The sequence below is a fragment of the Mycobacterium sp. Dal123C01 genome (assembly GCF_052566995.1).
Genome location: NZ_CP199580.1, coordinates 4,893,738 through 4,914,712 on the forward strand (window position 1 = coordinate 4,893,738; position 20,975 = coordinate 4,914,712).

The window sequence follows — 20,975 nt, forward strand, 5'->3', positions numbered from 1 at the left end:
CTATGATGATGGTGTGTCCGCAGGTCAAGCAAGGATTCGCGCAGGTCAACCCATACGCCAGCAAATCGCTGGTCACTGGTTCAATCCCAGTATCGCGCACCAAGTGTTTGTGCAGGTCAAGGTATATTTTTGGCCCGCAACGCGGCGGCCGCTGCCAATACGCTGCCGATCAGGTCGGGTCGCCGGTCCAGCGTGGCGCGAGGTTGTAGCCGGTCGCCGGATCATTCGCGCCGGTCTCGTGAATCAATTTGGCGACCACGTGAGCCGCAATCGGCGGGCTATCAGGGGCGCTCGGGCTTTGACGGCTTGTGCCAACGCACATGTCTCCTGCGCACCGGTCCATTGCCGAACGCGTATGACACAACAGCGCCAAGCTCGACCACGCGTTCACCGGTAGGACGGTCCTTGACCCCGAAGCGAATCTCCTCCCCACGGTGACAGGTTCGGGGCAGCTTCTCGGTGGCAACCAAGTCAGCGTGTTTATCCGCGTCGTCATACTCCGTACCCTGGACGATTCGGGTTTTCGAGCTGGCGTCGGATTGTTGAATGCCGATGTAAGTCAGCCGAAGACCCTCGACGCTCACTGTGGCGCCGCGACACGTAAGAGCTATAGCTTCCAGCGCGGTGACCGTCTCCAGCATGTCAGCCGTCACCTGCGTGTTACCGGGCAAAACCGGCGAGCCCGCCGACGTAGTCATGTAGTTGGCCGAGACTCGAGACCATCACAGGTGCGATGTCAAACTCCACGTCAATTGAGGCTTCGGCTAACGCGAGGGTGGTCTGAGCCGCTATTCGCGAGTCTTCAGCGGCCATCCGGGCGCTGCCGGCCATCCGCTTCGTTGCGAGAGCCAACCACCATGTGACGACGGCGAGCACGACTGCCGATGACAGAGTGATCAGGGGTCCCCAGTCGTTTACCAACTTAAGAACAGTTCCTTTATCCACCCGCTGATCTTGCACTGCGAACGCAAGTGTTCCGGGCAGGTTCGTGGAGCGAACGGGGCTCAGCTGTTGCCCCGTGAAAATCTCGTTTGGGTACAGCCCATGGGTAGTGGGCCTACGGAACGCGTTTCAGTGTGGCGGTGCCGCAAAACGCCGTCCGTTCTTCATAGCATTTAGGCATGACGTACGAGAAAATCGACACCCCCCTAGGTGCCATTTTTCTGGGGTTGCTAGTGGTTTACCAACCCCCTATCGACGCTGGTATGTGTCCTATTGCTGCACCCGCGCCGCAACGTATTCCGCCGCGACAGCCACGATATTCAGATCAAGGACCACGCTGCGGCACCAGCTCCGTCGAACCCGCCCCGGACGACTTCTCAGTTGGGGTACTGCGCGTGACACGATTGGAGGCAGGCGTACCCCTGCGGCGTCGAAGCAGCGCCGTATGGTTCTCTGTCCCCGTACATCTTCTGGCACCGCTGTATGCACTGGTCAAGTTCGGGGCCGCTGCCGAGGGGCGCGGGCGGCACCCCCGCGCCGCCGCCATTGTTCGGCTCGGCTGCTGCGGGCGCTGCGAACAAGAACGCTGCTGCGGCGAAGCCCACCAAGATGCTGAGTGCATGCTTCATCTTTGATCACCTCGTGAGGCATCGGATCGTCCTCGGTCGAGGAGTGAAGCAACCATACGCGTTGCGGCGGGTTCGGTTACGCTACATACGTCAAAAATCCCGCCCCGCTGGGGATTTGTTCGGCGTCGTGTTAGTCGTTGCCCGGTCAAGAGCTGACCGCGACCGTTCGGCTGCATTCGCATACGGACAGAATCGAGAATCTCAGTGAAGAAATCCATCAGATTCGTTGTCGTTTGTGGGGCACCGCTTTTGGCAATGGGCATCGCGCTTCCGAGCGCATCGGCTGATCCAACAGACACTCCAGCCCCAAACCCAAACAATTCCAATTCCCATAAATTTCCACCACAAAGGACGCCGTTTGGACCGGGCCTAAAGGTTCTGACTGGTGGCGGGCCAGACGACGCCAACGCCTCGCCCCCCTCGGGTCAACCTAACCCCTGAGCGAACTCATTCTTAATTCGGCTGGGGCGCAACCGAACCGCTAGGGACACCTAGCAGAGACTCTAGGGCAGATCCCATTTATGAAGGTCGGGTCCTTTTCAGCCTGACTTCTTGCTCGGTGGTGCGGCTTTGGCTTCGGTGGCCCCTCCCTGCCTGATCCATTCCTGCCCAACATGGTCGGGCACGTCGGCGGCATCGCCTGGACCATAGACCACGCCGTCATGGACAACCCGGAATGGTTGCGCGACTTGGATTCATGTGTCGCCCGCATATGTGAGTGAGAGGTTGTCGACTACGCAGATCGCCGCCGGCCTCGGGCAGCGGCAAGTTCAGCGAAATCGGTTACGCACGGATCGCCCGAGGACACGAACGCGCGAAAGGCGACTGCTCCCGGATATTCGTCGCATCGACGAGCGCCTAGCCCACTTGTCGGCCGGTCACTTGAGTGGCGGCCCTTTCCATTGCTCAGCGGCTGTCTTCGCGTCGTCGGCTGTGGAGTAAGACTCCTGGACGACGTGTGTATGCACGCCATCCTCCCCGACCTCCCGAATCACCAGAATCCACGGGAGGTCTCGGCTTTGAGTTGAACCGGGGTCGTAGAAGACGTGGAATTCATGCCTGTCGCCGACCGCTCGGTTCTGCTCGTTCCACTGCAGCATGGCTACCTATCATGCCGCGATCCGCTGCATAGCGGTTGGTTAGTGCCTATCTGGGCGGCGTTGGCCCGGCAGGACCGCGTCGTTATCGAGCTTCGTCCCCAAGCGTGGAACAGCTTTGACAGCAAGCGAATGCTCCACCGATAGTCAGCTGTTTGGCGACTTGGTCGAGGCCGACGAGGCCGTGAGTTCTGTGAATTGACGGGCCTGCGGTAGTAGGGTTACACCAGCTCACAGGGGGTGGCGATGTCAGTCGATGCTGGTCTGCTGCACACCGACATGGATGTGCGCGGCGAGTCAAGGCTCCGGGCGGTGCGATGCAGCTGCGCTACATAAGCGTCCCGGCGCTGATCGGCGAAGCCGGCGGTGATCCCTGGGCGATCAACCAGACCCTCCAGGAGGGCCGACCGGCACAGATTGCCGACTTGGCGGAGGCTTTCCACGCCGCTGGGCGATGCACGACCGAGTCCAACGCGGCATTCGATGAAGCGCGCCGTCGTTTCGAGGCGTCCTGGAATCGGGAGAATGGCGAACACCCGATCAACGATGCTGCCGAGGTGCAGCGGGTGACCAAGTCGCTGGGCGCGCAGTCCTTGCAACTGCCCAAGATCGGGACCGATCTGGAAAACATCGCCGCCGCCTTGGCCGAGGCGCAGCGAACCGGTGCAGTGCTGATTTCGACGCTGGAAGGCCAACTGCAGCAGCTCGACACCGAAATCGGCCAAGCGGTGGAGTTGGAGAAAGAGCCTGACCTCACGGCGGCGGAGAGATCTACCCTTGACGCTCACATCTCTCACCTCGAACAGCAAGCCATCGACGACACTAAATCCGCTCTCGCCCAGATTAATTCACTACGAGACGGCTACTCGGATTACTTGCAGAAATCCTTGGCCACGCTGCACGCCGACGGCTACGACCAACCCCTGCTGCAGCAATTGGACGCAGATACCCGAATCCCGCCGCCGGGCAGCAAGCCCGAGGACGTGCACAAGTGGTGGACGTCGTTGACGCCAGAGCAGCGACAACAGCTGATCGCTGCGCACCCCGGGGAGATCGGCAACCTCAACGGCGTCCCGATCAGCGCGCGCAGCACCGCCAACATCGGGGTGATGAACCAGGACCTCAACCGGGTGCGTGACATCGCCGGCCGCAACGGCGTTTCGGTGGACGACGTGCTGCGCGATCCGGCGAAATACGGTCTGGCCGCCACCGACATCACCCGCTACCAAAACGCCGATCAGACCAAGCAAGGGCTCGACCATGACGCGGGCAACGACCCGGCGCACCCCAACCCGACCTTCTTGTTCGCGTATGACCCGCTGGCATTTGGCGGCAAGGGCCGCGCAGCCATCGCGATCGGCAATCCGGACACCGCCAAGAACACCGCGGTGATCGTGCCCGGTACCAGCAGCAGCGTGAAAGGCGGCTGGCTGCACGACGGCCACAACGACGCAATCAACCTGTACGAACAGGCCAACGCCGCCGACCCGAACAACCCCACCGCGGTGATCGCGTGGATGGGCTACGACGCCCCCAACGACTTCAACGACGTCCAGCGGATTTCCACCCCAGCGCTGGCCCGGACCGGCGGTCAAGCCTTGGCCCAAGATGTCAACGGCCTCTGGGCAACTCACCTGGGCGGCGGCGAGCACATCTCCGTGCTGGGCCACTCGTACGGTTCGACGACGGTGGCCGACGCCTTCGTCCTGGGTGGCATGCACGCCAACGACGCCATCCTATTGGGCTGCCCCGGAACCGATCTCGCCCCCAACGCCGGCAGCTTCCACCTTGACGGCGGCCACGTCTACGTGGGAGATGCCTCCACGGATCCCGTCGGTATGCTCGGGCAGCTCAACGGCGCGGGCAAGCACTTCTTCGGTGACGATCTCGGCGGCCAATTGCTGGGGACAGACCCCGGACTGGGGACCGACCCCGCGGCCGATGGATTCGGATCGGTGCGGTTCCGCGCCGAAGTGCCGGGCTCTGACGGCATCAACCCGCACGACCACTCCTTCTACTACCACCGCGGCAGCGAAGCCCTGCAGAGCATGGCCGACATCACCTCGGGCCACGGCGACGCCCTGGAATCCGACGGCCTGACCGCCCCGCACCGCTATCAGCCGGGCAAAGTCAACATTCCAGGCCTCGGTCCGGTCGGCATCGGCATACCGGGCACGCCGGCCGTCATCGACCCGGAGTGGCAACGCTCGCCAGGATCAATCACCGATGATCATGTCTTCGATGCCCAACACCATCACTAAGCGCCGGCGCCTGTGGCCGCGGCAAGCGCTGCTTGCCGTGGTGGCAGTCGCGGTCGTGCTGCTGGGAGGATGTGCACTAGTGCCAGATAAACCGCATTCGGCCGGTTCGACCAACCCATACGAAGATTCGGCCCACCCGCTCACCGACGATCAAGCCATGGCCCAGGTGGTCGAGCCGGCCAAACAGATCGTCGCCGCCGCTAACTTGCAGGGCGTCAGCGGTGGATTCTCGTTCGCGTCCTGCAACGACCAGGGCGAGCCGCCCTATCAGGGCACCGTCGCGGTCACGTTCCTCATCCACGGCGACCCCGATGCCTATTTCCAGCAAGTCCGCGCGGCACTGATTGCCCATGGCTGGAACGACGGCCCCCTACCGGGGCAGCACTACCACGGCACAACGTTGAACAAAGACGGCGTGACCGCCAACATGAATTTCCTGCCCTCCGACCACAGTTACGGCCAGATCATCCTCGACGGCCAATGCCGCAATACCACCGACCATCACCGCGACGGCAAGACCAACAGCATCAACATCACCGACCAGCTCAGCGCGCGCTGAAGATTCGGATCGCTGACGCAGAACTGTTCGCAGGAGCGGCGTAAAGGCTTGCGGCACACAGAGTATGAGTTGCCAGACAAATTAGTGAAGCGGCCACCGAGGGTCCTCCCGGTGGCCGCCTCGTCGGCCATTATGCGATGTTAGCTTCAGCCCGCGATTCGCGTGCCGTTTTGAGAAGTTTTTGCCGAGATCCGAAACTGCGCGCCGCAGATGCCCGCGACGGGGCAGGTCATGACCCCTCGGGTAGCCACCGTTGGTAACCGTTCGGTGGGAATTAGTTCACGTTTAACCTGGCCGAATCGTGGCATCCGCGATGCTATGAGCATGAGGATGAATCTCGCCGACGTCGTGACGAAGATGGTGGAGTTTGTGCGGGCCGGCTACCCACAAGGGGTTCCCGCGACCGATTGCTTCGCACTGCTGGCGGTCCTTCGCCGTCGGTTGACCGACGACGAGGTAGCAGCGGTGGCCGCACAGCTGGCCGCCCGCGGCGATTTGAAAATCGACACGGCTGAAATCAGCGCAGCCATCACCCGTATCACCGACCAGCCGCCGTCGTCGGAGGAGCTCGACCGGGTACAGCGCCGTTTGGAAGCCATCGGCTGGTCTTCCGACCCGGACAGTTAAACCACATGCGGACCGTGTTCCGTCAGCAGCTGGACGCGCTGAGCCAGAGCATTGCCGACATGTGCGATCTGAGCGGCACCGCGATGGCCCAGGCCACCGAAGCGCTGCTGCACGCGGACATTGTCGTGGCCGAAACCGTGATCAGCACCCACCAGGACTTCATGATCCGGGCCACGCAGGCCGAGAACGATGCCTACAATCTGCTGCTCCTGCAGGCACCGGTCGCCACCGACTTACGCGCAGTTCTGGGCAGCCTGCAAAACGTCGCCGACGTCTACCGGATGGCCGCCCTGGCCCTTCATGTCGCCGACACCGTCCGGCGCCGACACCCCTCCCCCGCGATCCCCGAGGACATGAACGGCCACTTTGCCGAAATGGGCCGCATCGCCGTGGATCTCAGCCGGACCGCTACGAAGGTTGTGCTATCGGGAAATCCCGACCAGGCCGCCAAACTCGCCCACGACGACGATGCGATGGACGAGCTACATCAACTTTTGTTCACCATGCTGATGGACCCCCAGTGGTCTCACACCGTCGCCACAGCGGTCGACGTCACTCTGCTGAGCCGCTACTACGAACGCTTCGCCGACCACGCGGTGACGGTAGGTCAACGGGTTATCTTCCAGGCCACCGGCACTCACGTCGCCCAACATCAAGTCGAGCAGAATCCCACTGAGTGACGCGGTGAGCCGCGCGTGCGGGTGGCGCAGCGACCGGCGACAGGGCATGACTAGCTTCCAGCCGTCGCGGCAAGCGGTGATCTACATCCCGACAGTTGTAACTTCACCCCTAAAACGAGCCCACAGGTATGAATTTGAACGCTTGGACAGACTTAGCGATTTATTAATAGACCCTTTTGCCGAGAGCATTGAACTACTTGGTATGGATTTCTCGATCGGGACAGACTCGAGGATTTATCAAAAATTTATTGGTTAGTTCAAACGTCGCCAATGCTGGTCAAGCTTCTTGATTTTGGTGGATTGGATGTCCTACGTTTGGGGTACTCCGCAGCTAATCAGTCAGAGTTGTAACAGGAGGCATAATGCAAACGGTTGCGCTCATGATTGTCGGGATGATTGGCGCGTTCCTGCTCGTTTTCGGTGTCGACAACATTGGCTGTTTCAGCGAGTGTGCAGGTAACGCAGGTGCAATCCACTGCACCTCATGCAGCTCACCGTCAGACGGACAGACCAAGCTGGGGTACCCGCACTAACGAACACTCCCACCAAACTGGCGGATCAAACGTACGTACTGCGAGCTGTTTTCATTAGCCGGTTTCCCATTGCAATCGCGATAGCCTACGTCTAGTCGGCACACGACCAACTAAGGGCAGCCAATCTTTAAAAGTCCTTCCAGAATCAAGATCGATTACGTCGCAATCAAGATCACTCGTTAGGGATCAAGATCAATAGTTCGTAATTGCATCGGGGAGCTATGAATTTCTCGAGGTCCACCAATTTCGCCGGTAGGCCGAGCGAAGGTCTGTGGTAAAGGAATGACCACCCAAGCCGCGTTATCAGGGACTACCCGCCGTCCGGCGTCGGGTTACGATTCCCGCGTCGTCTCGAGGTTCGGGTTCGCGATGAATGACATTCGACGTCTGTTCACCGCACCGGCCGCCGGAGCGGCGCGGGAATAGCGCGGCTGACGACAGAACAGCAGTGCGCCTAGATCGCATAGCGCACCTGGGAACGGCGGGACCCTCTACGGACTGCCGCAATAACCCTGGGGCGCAGGCAAACTCGGAGACGCAGGCCTGTGATTGCCGGAACGGCGCGCAGGCTTGCGCTCCACAGAGTTAAGAGTTGTCTGCCGAAAAATTTAGTGAAGCGGCCACTGGGGATCCTCCCGGTGGCCGCCTCGTCGGCCATTAAATGATGCTAGCTTCCGCTCGCGAATCGCGTGTCGTTTTCGCGAGTTCTTGCCGAGATCCAAAACTCACGCAACGGATGCGCGCGACGGTGCAGGTCACGGCCCCGCGGCCCAGGATGAGTTGGCGCGAACCGTGAGGCCACATGCGGACTGCGGTGCGGCTGGGCGTGTTTCAGCGGGCCAGTGGCGTGTAGAAGACCAAGCCGTTGCCCTTGTTGTCGTACACCACGGCGCGACGTTCGTGTGCGTCGTCGTACGGGCCTTTCACGATGCCGCCACCGCTGCCCTCAACCGCTTTCGCCGCGGCATCGACGTCGGCCGTCTTGATACCGACGACGACCTGTCCGGGGATGGGATGGTCCACATCCGTTGCCAATGCGAGAGTGACCGGTCCCCCGTCGAGGGCCGCGAAATGGGCGCCGTCGCGGAACTTCAGTGCCATTCCCAGGGTCTCGCTGTAAAACCGGATCGATTCATCCAAGTCGTCGGTCGACAAGATGATCATCTTTACTTCGTGCTCGCTCAACGGATGCCTCCTCTGCACTGGGTCGCTTCCACCCTAAGCAGCGATGCCACCACGTGTGCCGACGGTCAGCGGCGGAAGACCACCCATCGCATCGCGCTGTACATGTACACCGCTTCGCACATGCCCGCCACGATTCGCGACAGCTGGTATTGCACTCCGAAGGCCGACAACACGGTGGTCACCCCGAGGATGAAAGCCAGGTAGTTGACGACGACCACCACGACGTAGACCGCGACCTGCGGGCCGACGGCGCCGTGAGACTGAAAGTTGAAGGTGCGATTGAGAACGTAGCTGAGCGCGAAGGCACACGCGTACGCGACCGTGACGGCGATCGGCACCGCAAGGCCCAGCCCGCTGCGCAGTGTGGTGAGAAGCGCCAGATCGATGCTGAAGGTAAGGCCGTTGATCAAACAGAAGCCGAGAAATGTCGGAGCGATGACCGAGGCGAGCCCGAACGGGAGCCGCCTGACGACCGCTTCACAGAACTTGTGAAATCGGTCGACCGTGCGTGACGGGCTGACCCGCGATTCGGCTGGCACGCGGCTACCGTGCCATGGCCGGGTATCCGCCATGTGATCAGTTGGCCAACTTTTCGCGGACCACGCGCATGCCGGGCGCCACCACGGGCGCGGATCGGCGCCATCTTCCGCGGTTGGCCGTCAGCGATCTGCGGCCCCAGAATGGTGAGACGACTAGCACGTTATCCACCGGGAGTACCGACAATGACCATCAACAATCCGTACTGGGAGGCGGTCAGGGATTGCGTTGAGATCGAGAGCCTCGGGGGCACCGCGGTGGTCGGCTACTACAGCGTGGACCGGAGCGTCGAAGAGAACATTGCCCGCTCACCGACCCGGCTGACGCTCGTCAGGAAGTACTGCTGGACCATTCCCGATCCCGAAACGGTCGCATTCGTGGGCCGATACGCGCGGGACGGTCTGGTCGATCCCATTGCGGGTACGGGCTATTGGGCCTACCTGCTTGGGCAGATGGACGTCGATGTCGTCTGCTACGACCTGAACCCCGGGACCAGACTGGACGTCAACGGCTGGCACGGCGCCGACCTCCACGCCGAGGTCGGCGCGAAGGACTGCGCCGAGGCTGTGGCACTGCACCCCGACCGGACGCTATTTCTGTCATGGCCTCCCCATGCCCAGGATGTCGGCGCGCGCATCGTGAAGGCCTACAACGGGACACGGATCATCTACATCGGCGACGGCCGTGGCGGTGCCGCCGGCGACGATCAGATGCACGCGCTCCTCGAGACAGACTGGGCCGAAGTCGATTCCCGGCAGCCGGTGCTCTGGTGGGGCCAGCACGACAAGGTGACCGTGTACGAACGCGTCCATCCCTGAATGGCCGGCGCCTGTGCCCGTGATCGCGGCGCCACATGGTCCGCGGTCAGCAAACTTTGGCGTAAATAACATCACGGACACCAAAAACCGACGATCGGCGACCCGAAATGCCTAGATCAGCCTTGAATCCGGTGCGGCCAGTTTACGACTTGGGCGGGGTGTTGGAGTCGATATCCATGTCTGGGCAGAATGCCTCGACCGCAGCGAAGGCGATCACCTTCGTCTGCTGCTTGCTGTAGCCCAAGTTTTGAATCCGCTGCAGCGCCTGGTCCGGTGGGAGGATGTCGTTGCGCAGCTCGTTACACAGATTGGTCCCCACGTGGACGATCGTGTCGTGGCTGGAGTACTGGACGTGGTTCTTGTCGAGCACGGCGAGATACACGGGAGTGTTGTCCGGCTCAGCGTTGGCGACTGCTGGCACTGAACACAGCAGTGTGGGCAGGGCGATGAATGACGCCGCGAGTGCTGCTTTCATGGACGTGAGCATAGAATCCCGCCTGAACTTTTAAGTGAACGATGGGCAAACGGATTCCCCTCATTGCCGGGCGTGGCAAAAATTCGCACCGCGCGCCGCTGCGCCGGATCGGCCAAGGTGGCTAGAGTTCCCCAGTTAATGGCACGACTGAGAGACCTTGCCCCACTCGCGACAAGGGCGACCGTCAAGAACATCGCGGCCGGGCTCCTCTGCGCCGTCGGAGTCCCGGCGTTCGCCCGGCGGCGACACCGCGACCTGCTGGCGATCGTGATGTTCCACGGCGTGGAAGACGAACCACTGTCGCCCGCATGCTGGCATGTCCTGGACGTGGCGATGTACCGCCGTCAACTGGGATACATCCGCGAGCACTTCAACGTCCTTCCGCTCGAGGAGGCCCTCGAGCGGCTCGCCGCGGGGACATTGCCGCCGCGCGCGATGGCGATCACCTTCGACGACGGCACCCGCAACCTGGCCACGCACGCGGTCCCGCTGTTGCGGGATCTGGGACTGCCCGCGGCGGTGTTTCTGGCGACGGGTCCGATGGGCAGCGACGAAAGCCTCTGGCCCGACCGGCTTTGGCTGGCGATCGCACACACCACCGCGACCGAGGTCGATCTGGCCGCACTGGGACTGGGCGCTCGCTCGCTGGACGGGACGGCCAGCCGCGGCGCCGTCTATGCGGCCGCGGTGGCCCAGTTGAAAGACCTGCCCGACGCACAACGCGTCGCGGTGCTGGACGAGATTCTCGCCGCCCTGGGCCACCGCGACGGCGGCGACGGTGGTCCGTTCCGGATGCTGTCCTGGGACGAAGCGCGTGAGATGGCCAGCGACGGTCTGGTGACGCTGTATCCGCACACCGTGACCCACCCGATCCTGGCCCGCTGCAGCGACGACAAGGTCGAGCGGGAGATCACGGATTCGTGCGTGACGTTGCAGCATGAAACCGGCCTGACTCCAACGGTTTTCGCTTATCCCAATGGCCGGCTGCAAGATTTCGACGCCCGCGCCAAGGACGCACTGCGCCGCCGCGGGGTGCGCTGGGCGTTGTCGACGACACTGGGATTCGCCGACCGTCGCTGCGACCCGATGGCGTTGCCGCGGTTGGCCGTGGGCAGCGATTCGTCTTTCGGCTACTTCCGGCTCATGGTCTCGGGCGGGCTGCCCCGCCGCAGCGGCTGAGGGCCGGACGTCAGCGCGACGCGGCGGCCAGCCACAAGTCGTGCAGCGCCTCGCGCCAGTGGGCAATGTCGAACTCGCCGGCACGCGCGTACGCCGCCGCCGCGAGCCGATTGCGCAGCTCAACATCGAGGATCAGGGACCGCAGCGCCGCCGCCAGTTGCTCGGGCTCGCCGGGCTTGACCAGCAGACCGCTTACCCCGTCGGTAACCACTTCCGGTATCGCACCCACGGCGGTGGTCACCGGTACCGCCCCGTTGGCCATCGCCTCCAGCACCGCCATCGGAAGACCTTCGCTGTAGCTGGGCAACACGAAGATCGCCGACTCGGCCAGCAGCCGGTCCCTGTCCGCGGGCCCGACCCAGCCGACGACGTCGACGGTGTCCGCGAGTCCGTTGGCGCGGACAACCTCGCGTACCTGTTCCACATCCCCGTCGCCAGCCAGGGTGACTCGCAGGTGAGCGCGAATATCGTTGGGCAGCATGCCGATTGCACGAACGAGGTCGTAGCTCCCCTTGTTTTCGCCCAATCTGCCGAGCGCCACCGCCCGCACCGGTTGCCCGGTGCGCGGAGTCGGCGCAACGGCAGGCACCACCACGGGGTTGTAGAGGACTCGGGTGTGGGATTCGTCGAATCCGAGGCTCGCGCACGACTCCTTGACATGGAGTTGGCCGAGCACCACCGAATAGTCGGCGCGCAGCGCCAGGCGTACGGCGCGGCCCAGCGGCCGCGGCAGCTCGTCGAGCCAGGAGAAGAAGTATGTGGTGTGGCCGTGGACGATGGTCGGGACGCCGCGCAGCCGCGCGACGAACAGCGGTACGGCCTTGCGGACGATGCTGCCACGCCATGAATAGTGCACGTGGAAGACGTCGACGAAGCCGAACAAAAGCAGCGCGGATGCCTTGACCATGCCCGAAATTCCCGTCCACAGCCGCACCGCCAGCGGGGCGTCGTTGTAGGTGGGCACCAGGCGGATGTGGAACCGTGAGTCGCTGTCCTCGAGCAGCAGACGCATCATCGTCGCCATGCCGCCGCGGCTGTTCGGCCCGGCTGGGGCGTTCCCGATCGTGAGGACCCGAATCGGCAGGTGCGCTGCTGCCGTCACGTGCGTGTCACCCCGCCTACCTCCGCTCAAGCTTGCTTCACCACAGGACGCTACGGAATAGCAGGGCGTCCGCTACCAGTCCGACACCGAAGACCAGGAACAATATTCGCACCGAAATGGGGCCGTAGCGAGTGAGGCCGCGCACGATCCCGCGCTGTATCCGCACCGCTCGGGTGGTCTTCCGGGTGGCCAGAAAAAGGATCAGCATCGACGGCGACAGTGCCAGCGTCCAGTAGGCGTAAATCAGCACCGGCCACAGGGGCGGTCGTGGATGCACCGCGGCGAGCATGGCCAATCCGGTGATGTAGGGAATCGAGGTGGGCGCCTGCCCCATGCCGACCGCGGCGCCGAGAACTCCGAGCAGCCAGGGACGTTGCCGCATTGCCGCCAGCGCCCATCCCGGGGCCGACGTCTGGGCGGTCAAGGGAAAGTAGGCCAGGCACATCAGCACCACACCCAGCACCAGCTGGCCCCAAAACCGAAGCGCCGGAGTGACTTTGAAGTCGGCCCATTCCGTCAACACACCAAGACCAAGTACGGTGCAGACCCCGAAGGTGGTGGTGATCGCGAACAAACCTGCGATAAAGCTCAAGCCGCCCCGGACGGGCGATCGGCGATCGAGTCGGCTGGCGTAGACGACGGCTGAGACGACGCCCACGTTGAGGACATTCAGCGAGTCGAGGAAGGCCAGACCGGCGAGCGCCAGCAAAAGAGCTTCCATGATCGCACCGAAGTTACGGCATCCACTCGCTGACCGTTGTCAACCGGCGAAGCAAAGCGGCGTCCGTTGGGAAATTGGGGCGTGCGTTATATCAGTGGCGGCTGTAATGTTTTCTGCATGCTGACTTGTGAGACGCGGGAGTCGGCGCTGGCCCGATTGGGGCGGGCGCTGGCCGATCCGACGCGGTGCCGGATTCTGGTGGCGTTGCTTGACGGCGTGCGCTACCCGGGCGGACTGGCGTCCCAGCTTGGTCTGAGCCGGTCGAACGTTTCCAATCATTTGTCGTGCCTGCGCGGGTGCGGCTTGGTGGTGGCCACCTACGAGGGACGGCAGGTGCGTTACGCGCTGGCTGACGTGCACCTTGCCCGCGCGCTGAGTGAATTGGTTCAGGTGGTGCTCGCCGTCGATACCGAGCAGCGCTGCGTTGACGAGGCCGCACCGAGCGAGGCGGGCACGGCGCGATGAACGACAAGGAGGCCGCGAGCCGGGTCGGCCCCTCGTTACCGCTGGCCGCGCCGGCGACAGACTGCTGCAATGACGGGTGCTGCACCCCCGCTGCCACGAATTCCGTTGAGCCGCAACGCCGTGCCGTGTTGTCGCGACGAGTGCGTCTGCTCGTATCGACGACGATTACCTACAACATCATTGAAGCCGTCGTCGCGATCTCGGCTGGCACGGTGGCATCGTCGTCCGCGTTGATGGGGTTCGGGCTGGACTCGCTCATTGAGGTCTCCTCGGCCGCCGCGGTGTACTGGCAGTTCTCCGGCAGCGACCCCGAGGCCCGCGAACGTGCCACGTTGCGCATCATCGCGGTGTCGTTCTTCGCATTGGCCGGCTACGTCACGGTCGAGTCCGTTCGATCCCTGCTCGGCGGGGAGACTGCCGGATCCTCCACCGCCGGAATCGTTTTGGCGGCAGTGTCACTGGTGGTCATGCCGCTGCTGTCGTACGCACAGCGGCGCGCCGGACGAGAGCTGGGTTCGGCCAGCGCGGTTGCCGACTCCCACCAGACACTGCTGTGCACATACCTCTCCGGCGTGCTGCTGGTCGGGTTGCTGCTGAATCTGCTGTTCGGCTGGTCGTGGGCCGACCCGGTCGTCGCATTGGTGATCGCCGCCGTGGCAGTCAAGGAGGGGCGCACCGCGTGGCGGGGCGAGCACTGCTGCTGACTGATCGAAAACTCGCTGCGCTGCAGCGCTTTTCGCCGCTTAGCTGGGCAGTCCGGCCTTGATGGCCGCATCCTGCTTGCGCGCCACATCGAGAGCGACCTCCGGCGGCACCGCGTCGTTCGGCGCGCTCTCGAACTCAACCAGCGCGACGACCTTGCCCTCGCCGAAGATCACCGACGTCTTCGCCTTGGTGCCGTCAGCCGAAGGCCCGGAAATGATCGTGCCGCCGACGCCGACGTCGGCCGGTGCCGGCGTACCGCCCTTGATGGCACCGTTCTGCGGATCGACGTAGGACTTGGTCAGCGAGTCACGGTCCTTGTCCGCCGCACCGGGGTCGGGATAGACCAGCAGCGAGTCGATGACGGTGCGCGCGCCGGCCTGATTCGTGAACACACCCTCGATGCCCGGTGCCGGGTCGGTCAGCTGCCGCGTTTTGGGCCCGGTGAAGCTATCCCCCGGCACGACGATGTCGGTCGCCTTGATCAGCAAGTTGCTGTAGTCCGAAGGCTGCGCGGCACCGCTGCTCGATGTCGGTGCGGCCGACGACGGGGCCGCGGAAGAAGTCGACGTCGACGATTTCGTTGACGACGATGGGCTGGGCGACTTGTCGCTGCCACACCCCGTGACCGCCGCGCCGACCACCAGCGTGGTTGCCGCCAGACCGGCTGCCGCCACCGATACCTTCTTCACCATTGACTCCTTTGAGTGCCGTCGCGATTTGCTAGCGCCTCGCGCAACGTAGCGGAAACCCAGATGAACTGGAATGAATCACCGTAAATCATTGCCGAATTAACCAACCACACTGCGGCGCCGATTGCCACCGCGAAGGCATCGATCGCATTGCGGGAACCTGAATGACGGTTGACGGCTTGTGGCCCGTTCAGCCTCGGCGAAACCGCTCGCGCATTTGCGGATCGTTCTCCCACCACAGCCCTGCGGGCTCAGCCGCTTCGCTCGCGATCGTTTCCGTCCGGTCCAGCTCGGCATCGACCTGGACGGCCTGCGCCCGTTCATCGCGAGACAGCGCGCGCATCAACAGCAGCACGAACGGCAACCCGACCACGTCGCCGAGAATCCATAGGACGCCGGCGCCGATGGTCTGGTCGAGCCGCTGATCTGGACCCCAGGAGCGGTGCAACGCCGAGTAATACTCCGCCGCGATCAACGAGCCCTGCCAAATCACCAGCCCCAGGACTCCGTCGCCGAGGGTCTCGGCGACGGAGATCAGCAGCGAAATCAGTTGCGGGTACTTGCGGGGCACCGGGTCCGCTTGCAGCCGGGCATAAAAGTATCCAAAACCAATGACTACCAGGATAATTCGGGTAAGCGCGCCGATCCATTGGTTTTGCAGAGCGGCGGTGTACCAGGGCGTCAGGTAGAGCAGCCAGGGCGTGGCCAGCATCCCCAGCGACGTCGTCAACGGGTGCGCGAGCACTCGGGCCCATCGGCTCCCCAGTAGCCGGTCGACGCGTTCGCGGGCGCCGGGGCCCAACGCGTCGCGCCCCACGGTGATCGGCTTGCCCTGCGCGAGGAAGAACGGCACCACAAACAGCAGCAGCAGTACCTGCAGCGCGCGCACCCAGAACAGCACGTAGGCGTAACTGCCAATCGCACCGACGGTGGCCAGGGCCCACAAGACGATGCCGACGCCGAAGCATCCGGCCTGCGCCGGTTCGACAGGTTGCGCGCCGCCGCGGGTCCGCCGGTAGCACCACGCGTAGGTGCCCGCGACCACCACGATCAACGTCGCGGAAGTGAAGTCCAGATACCAGGTCTGAACCAGGGCGCCCCATGTCAGCGGGCCCGGATCAATGGGCATAGCCCCTAGCGTATTGCGGCTCGCAAGCAGCGCTTAGTCGCCGGCAGCGCCCTCGGGCTTGGGTCCCCGACCGTCGCCGGTCAGGTACTTCGGGCAATACGAGCCGGCCGCGATTGCCGTGAACTTGGCCGCGCCGGTTCCGGAGAATCCCGGATTGTGCAGCTGGAGGTTGTTGACGATTTCCTGGTCGGAATGTCCCGTGTCGACCAGTTCACACACCGTCCTGCCGGCCGATATCGCAGCGGCCGGGTCCTGGAAGGTGAGACCGGCGTCTTTGAGCTCCTTGAGGAAGGCGGCATCGGCGGCCGGGTCGGGAGCGGGGCTGGGACTGGGGCTGGGGCTGGGCGCGGCGTGCGCCGGCACCGCCAGGGCAATCGTGGCCGCGACGCTTAGCAGCATCATTGGGCGTCTCATAGCTTCCAAATTCTCCCAGAGTTGCCGACGCCACGCATCCCACCAGGTCGCCCGGGCGAAGCAAGTTCAGATGGTGTTGGCTTAGACGACGTGGCTGCCATTTTGATTGTTCTGGACGTCTTTATCGGCATCATCGCTGTGACCGGGCTGATTGCCACGGGGAATCGGCTACGGGCCCACCGCAGACGAGCGGGCGCCAAAGGCGTCGTCCTGACGATCGATCGCCTCTCGCCGCGCCGCAGGAATATCGATCGACTCGAGGTGCGCCTGCGGATGGTCGGACCGACTGTGCGCTACGAGGTGGGACTCGATCTTGAAGCCGACGGCAATCCGTTCGAGGTGTCGACGCCCAAGCCCGCGATACGTCCGTCGATGGGGTGCGAGGACGAGGAAATCTCTTGGGGCTTCGAGATTCCCGAAGACGAGCTCGACAATGTCTGGGTCATCGCCTCCTGGATGACGGCCGACAATGCCGACCTACGCATGGCGGCAATCGCCGCGCAGGTCGGCACGCCGGAAATCTACGAGTGGAGATGGGCAGCCGATTGGCGCATCTCGGGAGCCGGCCACTGGCGCAAACGTCGACGTCCGACGACTCCGCCACGCACCGCGGCAGGAATGGGCCCCCTGGAACTGGGGCGAACACCCGGCCGGGGACTGACACCGCGACCCGCCGCCGACGGACCAGAACAGGAGTAGCGCGCCGGCTCGCGGCGTTATTGGGGGCCGTTGGTGCTCGTGGTGCTCGTGGCGCGAGGCAACGCGCTGGGGCAATAGGCGGTGGCCGCGATCGCCGCGAACTTAGCGGCGTTCTCCTCGCGGAGTCCGGGGTTACGGTCTTCCACGGTCTTGACGACATCCACCATCTGCGTGCCCTGACCGACCGCCTGGCATACCCACCTGCCGGCCGCAATCGCCCGGGCCGGGTCCGGGAAGGTGACACCGGTCGCTTGCAGCGCGGCGAGGAATTGGTCATCCATGGCATCGGCATGCGCCGGCGCGGCCATGCCGATCACGGCGGCGGCGCTCGCCAGCATCAGGAGAGGTTTCATAGCCTCCTGATGGTCGCAGACCAGCGGTTAACTCGCATCCCCTTGATGCCGCGATGACGGCGACTCGGCGTGGACCTGGGCAACAGCGTCGCACACCGGACTCCCCCGCTGCCAGGATGGCTGACCAGGCGCGGTCAGGGGCCGGTCCAACCCCTCCCCTTCACCATCGCCGGTGTGCAATTATTCGAAGATGCGCCGCTGGCTGATCGTCCTGTCCACCTTGCTCATCGCCGCCGCGAGCGTCACCGGTGCCGGCGTTGCGGCTCCGCGCGCGTGGGCCGGGGACGCGCCGATCGGCCACATCGGCGACACGCTGCGGGTGGACACCGGCACCTACATCGCGGACGTCACCGTCAGCAGCGTGGCTCCCTGCGACCCGCCGCCCGGATTCGGCTACACCCGCAGCGGCGTTCCGATCAAAAGCTTTCCGGGCAGCACCCCTAACCGCGCCGACGTGACGGTCCGCGCGATCCAGGTGCCCAACCCGTTCATCATGGCAACCGCGTTCAGCTTCGACGGCGTGACTCCGTTCGCCGACGCCTACAAACCGCGGGCCACCGACGCACCCGACGCGCTGGACAACGTGCTCGTCAACGCGCCGAACGGGGCAATCGTCCGCGGCGGGGTGTATTGGGACGCCTACCGCGATCCGGTCTCCAATGTCGTACTGCTGGACCGCAAAACGGGCAAGCACCTCGCGCAGTGGAACCTCTGACACCGGCCGTCCACCGTGCCGCGACGGATTCCGTCGATGTCGTGGAGCTGGCTAGCGTTGCGGCGCAAACCTTTCCGTTGGCATGTCCGCCCACGGCAAATCCGGAGAACATCGCGTCCTTCGTCGAGGCCAACCTGTCGCCCGCCCGCTTCGGCGAGTATCTCAGCGATCCGGCGCGAGCCATTCTCACCGCGCGCTGTGACGACCGAATTGTCGGTTACGCCATGCTTGTTCGCGGCGTCTCCGATGACGCCGGCGTGCAGCACGCCGTCGACATCCGCCCGGCGGCAGAGCTGTCGAAGATGTACCTATTGCTCGACTACCACGGCAGCGGGGCATCGACGGCGCTGATGGACAGTGCGCTGGCGGTCGCGGCCGAATGGAACGTACGTTGCGTGTGGCTGGGCGTCAGCAAGGCAAACCAACGCGCACAACGCTTTTACGCCAAGAGCGGATTCAGGATCAACGGCACCAGGACGTTTCAAGTGGGTGCTCACCTCGAAAACGACTATGTCATGGTTCGCGAGGTTGGTTAGCCCCGGCCGTCAGCGCCAATAACCTTGAGGTGGCCCGCAAATACTTTTTTCGGTAGCCGCCGGCCAGCATCTCCTCGCTGAAGACGGTGTCCAGCTTCGCCCCGGACGCCACCACCGGGATGCCGGCGTCATACAGGCGATCGGTCAGCGACACCAGCCTCAGCGCGACGTGCTGATCCTCGATGCCATGCACACCGGTCAAAAACACCGCCGTCACACCCTCGATCAGCGTCAGATAGCGCGACGGGTGCATGGTCGCCAAATGCGCACACAGCGCATCGAAGTCGTCGAGCGTCGCCCCGTCCACACCCGCGGCGCGGGCGACAACCTCCTCGTCCGACAGTGGCTGCGGCGCGGGCGGCAAGCCGCGGTGCCGATAGTCCGGGCCATCGATGCGCACAGTGGTGAAAATCCCTGCCAGCGTGTTGATCTCACGCAGAAAGTCCTGAGCGGCGAACCGGCCTTCGCCAAGTTGCTCGGGCAGCGTGTTGGAAGTGGCGGCCACCGACACGCCTCGCTCGACCAACGACGACAGCATCCGCGAGATCAGCGTGGTGTTGCCCGGGTCGTCGAGTTCGAACTCGTCGATGCACACCACCGTGTAGTTGGCCAGCAGATCGATGCATTCGGCGAAGCCGAACACCCCGGCCAGCTGAGTCAGCTCCCCGAACGTCGCGAACGCCTTGGGATGAGTGTTGGGAGGGGTCGAAGCGTCCGGAGCTCCGTCGGGCCCCGGGCCCGGCAACTGGTAGTAGGCCGAGGCCAGCAGATGCGTCTTGCCCACCCCGAATCCGCCGTCCAGGTAGATGCCCACACCGGGCAACACCGCCCGTTTGCCCCATAGTTTCCGCCGGCCCGCGCGCCGCTGGACGGCCTGATCACAGAAGTCCTGGCAGGCCGCGAGCGCGGCGGCCTGAGTCGGTTCCGCGGGATCGGGCCGATAGGTCGCGAAGCTCACGTCGGCGAACGTTGGCGGCGGCCGTAATTGGGCGATCAGCCGTTCTGGCGACACGCTCGGATGCCGATCCACCAGATGCCCCACGCGACCGGAGCCGGCCGGGATATCCCCGGAGGTGGACCCGTGCATGCGAAAACTCTAACGGCGTGCTGCAATCGTCCTCATGCCCGACTCCGGCACCGGCAGACCCGCCGAGACCTCGTTGACCTTGCTCGGATCGGGGCGCGAGCTCGACGACGGCGAGCTCCCTGCGCTCTACGCCTACCCGGACGAGGACAAGACCTGGGTGCGGGCGAACTTCATCACCAGCATCGACGGCGGGGCCACCGCCGAAGGTAAGACCGGCCCGATGGCCGGCCCCGGTGACCGATTGATCTTCTTTCTGCTGCGCGAACTCGCGGACGTCATCGTCGTCGGTGCGGGCACCGTGCGGGTCGAGGGGTACTCGGGCGCGCACGCGGGCGTCGCCGAGCGCCAGCGCCGCCAGGCCCGCGGGCAAAGTGAAGTCCCGCAATTGGCCATCGTCACCAACTCCGGTCGCCTGGAACGGGATCTGGGGGTGTTCACCCGGACCGAGGTGCCACCCCTGGTGCTCACCTGCACGGCCACGGCCGGCGAGACCCGCCGCCACCTCGGCGACCTGGCCGAGGTCATCGACTGTTCCGGCAGCGACCCCGCCAAGATCGACGAGGGCGCGCTGCTGGCGCTCCTGCGGGCTCGCGGATTGCGCCGCATTCTGACCGAGGGCGGGCCGATGCTGCTCGGCTCGTTCATGGAGCGCGACATGCTCGACGAGCTGTGTCTGACGATCGCGCCGTACGTCGTCGGCGGGCTGGCCCGGCGCATCGCGACGGGTCCCGGTCAGGCGCTGACCCGCATGGACTGCACCCACGTCCTGACCGACGACGCCGGCTACCTGTACACGCGCTACGTGCGGGCTCGAACCTCTTAAGCCCGGCGAAACGAC

General features: G+C 64.2%; 23 protein-coding genes. 12 read left to right on the plus strand and 11 right to left on the minus strand.

The genetic code is table 11. The annotated features are described in order from the left end of the window. Positions 1-2,449: 2,449 nt before the first annotated feature. Positions 2,450-2,671, minus strand: coding sequence for a hypothetical protein (locus ACTXG5_RS22915; RefSeq protein WP_445160963.1), 222 nt, complete (start codon positions 2,669-2,671; stop codon positions 2,450-2,452). A gap of 314 nt (positions 2,672-2,985) precedes the next feature. On the opposite strand from ACTXG5_RS22915, the gene ACTXG5_RS22920 reads away from it, so the two are divergent. The 4 genes from ACTXG5_RS22920 (at position 2,986) to phoU (ending at position 6,795) form a co-directional block, all read left to right on the plus strand. After that, a complete protein-coding gene (locus ACTXG5_RS22920; RefSeq protein ID WP_445160964.1) occupies positions 2,986-4,929 on the plus strand; it encodes a putative alpha/beta hydrolase in 1,944 nt (647 codons plus the stop codon). After that, entirely contained in the window at positions 4,910-5,488 is a 579-nt protein-coding gene (locus ACTXG5_RS22925; RefSeq protein WP_445160965.1) for a hypothetical protein, read from the plus strand. Before ACTXG5_RS22920 ends, ACTXG5_RS22925 begins: the two co-directional genes overlap by 20 nt. Positions 5,489-5,812: 324 nt before the next feature. Further along, positions 5,813-6,115: a DUF3349 domain-containing protein gene (locus ACTXG5_RS22930; RefSeq protein ID WP_445160966.1), complete on the plus strand. Its 303-nt coding sequence runs from the start codon at positions 5,813-5,815 to the stop codon at positions 6,113-6,115. A 5-nt stretch (positions 6,116-6,120) separates the two neighbouring features. Then, positions 6,121-6,795: a phosphate signaling complex protein PhoU gene (gene phoU / locus ACTXG5_RS22935; protein WP_445160967.1), complete on the plus strand. Its 675-nt coding sequence runs from the start codon at positions 6,121-6,123 to the stop codon at positions 6,793-6,795. 1,364 nt (positions 6,796-8,159) lie between these two features. On the opposite strand, the gene ACTXG5_RS22940 is transcribed toward phoU, so the two are convergent. Together ACTXG5_RS22940 and ACTXG5_RS22945 are read right to left on the minus strand one after the other, a co-directional pair. Next, a complete protein-coding gene (locus tag ACTXG5_RS22940; protein ID WP_445160968.1) occupies positions 8,160-8,513 on the minus strand; it encodes a VOC family protein in 354 nt (117 codons plus the stop codon). 65 nt (positions 8,514-8,578) lie between these two features. Beyond that, the gene (locus tag ACTXG5_RS22945; protein WP_445160969.1) at positions 8,579-9,085 is read right to left on the minus strand and encodes a GtrA family protein; all 507 of its coding nucleotides are present in this window, start codon (positions 9,083-9,085) and stop codon (positions 8,579-8,581) included. A 150-nt stretch (positions 9,086-9,235) separates the two neighbouring features. On the opposite strand from ACTXG5_RS22945, the gene ACTXG5_RS22950 reads away from it, so the two are divergent. Beyond that, entirely contained in the window at positions 9,236-9,868 is a 633-nt protein-coding gene (locus tag ACTXG5_RS22950) for a hypothetical protein (RefSeq protein ID WP_445160970.1), read from the plus strand. Between the two features lie 142 nt (positions 9,869-10,010). Here ACTXG5_RS22950 and ACTXG5_RS22955 read toward each other — a convergent pair whose 3' ends face one another. After that, a complete protein-coding gene (locus ACTXG5_RS22955) occupies positions 10,011-10,343 on the minus strand; it encodes a DUF732 domain-containing protein (RefSeq protein ID WP_445160971.1) in 333 nt (110 codons plus the stop codon). 138 nt (positions 10,344-10,481) lie between these two features. Between ACTXG5_RS22955 and ACTXG5_RS22960 the strand changes: the two genes are divergently transcribed. Further along, entirely contained in the window at positions 10,482-11,522 is a 1,041-nt protein-coding gene (locus ACTXG5_RS22960) for a polysaccharide deacetylase family protein (protein ID WP_445160972.1), read from the plus strand. A 10-nt stretch (positions 11,523-11,532) separates the two neighbouring features. Here ACTXG5_RS22960 and ACTXG5_RS22965 read toward each other — a convergent pair whose 3' ends face one another. Together ACTXG5_RS22965 and ACTXG5_RS22970 are read right to left on the minus strand one after the other, a co-directional pair. Further along, complete coding sequence (locus ACTXG5_RS22965) at positions 11,533-12,624, minus strand: glycosyltransferase family 4 protein (protein WP_445160973.1); 1,092 nt, start codon at positions 12,622-12,624, stop codon at positions 11,533-11,535. A 37-nt stretch (positions 12,625-12,661) separates the two neighbouring features. Continuing rightward, positions 12,662-13,345 (minus strand): GAP family protein, encoded by a 684-nt coding sequence (locus tag ACTXG5_RS22970; RefSeq protein WP_445160974.1) that lies wholly within the window; start codon positions 13,343-13,345, stop codon positions 12,662-12,664. 117 nt (positions 13,346-13,462) lie between these two features. On the opposite strand from ACTXG5_RS22970, the gene cmtR reads away from it, so the two are divergent. Together cmtR and ACTXG5_RS22980 are read left to right on the plus strand one after the other, a co-directional pair. Then, complete coding sequence (gene cmtR / locus ACTXG5_RS22975; protein WP_445160975.1) at positions 13,463-13,810, plus strand: Cd(II)/Pb(II)-sensing metalloregulatory transcriptional regulator CmtR; 348 nt, start codon at positions 13,463-13,465, stop codon at positions 13,808-13,810. Further along, on the plus strand, positions 13,807-14,514 hold the full coding sequence (locus tag ACTXG5_RS22980) for a cation transporter (protein ID WP_445160976.1): 708 nt from the start codon (positions 13,807-13,809) through the stop codon (positions 14,512-14,514). Before cmtR ends, ACTXG5_RS22980 begins: the two co-directional genes overlap by 4 nt. 39 nt (positions 14,515-14,553) lie before the next feature. Here the strand turns inward: ACTXG5_RS22980 and ACTXG5_RS22985 are convergent, their stop codons facing one another. From ACTXG5_RS22985 to ACTXG5_RS22995, 3 genes are all read right to left on the minus strand, one after another. After that, positions 14,554-15,204 (minus strand): hypothetical protein, encoded by a 651-nt coding sequence (locus ACTXG5_RS22985; RefSeq protein WP_445160977.1) that lies wholly within the window; start codon positions 15,202-15,204, stop codon positions 14,554-14,556. A gap of 190 nt (positions 15,205-15,394) precedes the next feature. Then, positions 15,395-16,333 (minus strand): cytochrome c oxidase assembly protein, encoded by a 939-nt coding sequence (locus ACTXG5_RS22990; RefSeq protein ID WP_445160978.1) that lies wholly within the window; start codon positions 16,331-16,333, stop codon positions 15,395-15,397. A gap of 33 nt (positions 16,334-16,366) precedes the next feature. Beyond that, positions 16,367-16,747, minus strand: coding sequence for a DUF732 domain-containing protein (locus ACTXG5_RS22995; protein WP_445160979.1), 381 nt, complete (start codon positions 16,745-16,747; stop codon positions 16,367-16,369). Positions 16,748-16,837: 90 nt separating this feature from the next. Between ACTXG5_RS22995 and ACTXG5_RS23000 the strand changes: the two genes are divergently transcribed. Continuing rightward, positions 16,838-17,446, plus strand: a complete 609-nt coding sequence (locus tag ACTXG5_RS23000) for a hypothetical protein (protein ID WP_445160980.1) — start codon at positions 16,838-16,840, stop codon at positions 17,444-17,446. 17 nt (positions 17,447-17,463) lie between these two features. Here ACTXG5_RS23000 and ACTXG5_RS23005 read toward each other — a convergent pair whose 3' ends face one another. Continuing rightward, positions 17,464-17,799, minus strand: a complete 336-nt coding sequence (locus tag ACTXG5_RS23005; protein WP_445160981.1) for a DUF732 domain-containing protein — start codon at positions 17,797-17,799, stop codon at positions 17,464-17,466. 190 nt (positions 17,800-17,989) lie between these two features. On the opposite strand from ACTXG5_RS23005, the gene ACTXG5_RS23010 reads away from it, so the two are divergent. Together ACTXG5_RS23010 and ACTXG5_RS23015 are read left to right on the plus strand one after the other, a co-directional pair. After that, positions 17,990-18,514 (plus strand): hypothetical protein, encoded by a 525-nt coding sequence (locus tag ACTXG5_RS23010; RefSeq protein ID WP_445160982.1) that lies wholly within the window; start codon positions 17,990-17,992, stop codon positions 18,512-18,514. Beyond that, a complete protein-coding gene (locus tag ACTXG5_RS23015) occupies positions 18,502-19,050 on the plus strand; it encodes a GNAT family N-acetyltransferase (protein ID WP_445160983.1) in 549 nt (182 codons plus the stop codon). The genes ACTXG5_RS23010 and ACTXG5_RS23015 overlap by 13 nt, the downstream gene beginning before the upstream one ends. On the opposite strand, the gene zapE is transcribed toward ACTXG5_RS23015, so the two are convergent. Continuing rightward, positions 19,028-20,137 (minus strand): cell division protein ZapE, encoded by a 1,110-nt coding sequence (zapE, locus tag ACTXG5_RS23020; RefSeq protein WP_445160984.1) that lies wholly within the window; start codon positions 20,135-20,137, stop codon positions 19,028-19,030. The genes ACTXG5_RS23015 and zapE overlap by 23 nt on opposite strands. 34 nt (positions 20,138-20,171) lie before the next feature. On the opposite strand from zapE, the gene ACTXG5_RS23025 reads away from it, so the two are divergent. Next, a complete protein-coding gene (locus tag ACTXG5_RS23025; protein WP_445160985.1) occupies positions 20,172-20,960 on the plus strand; it encodes a pyrimidine reductase family protein in 789 nt (262 codons plus the stop codon). The last annotated feature ends 15 nt before the right edge of the window (positions 20,961-20,975 follow it).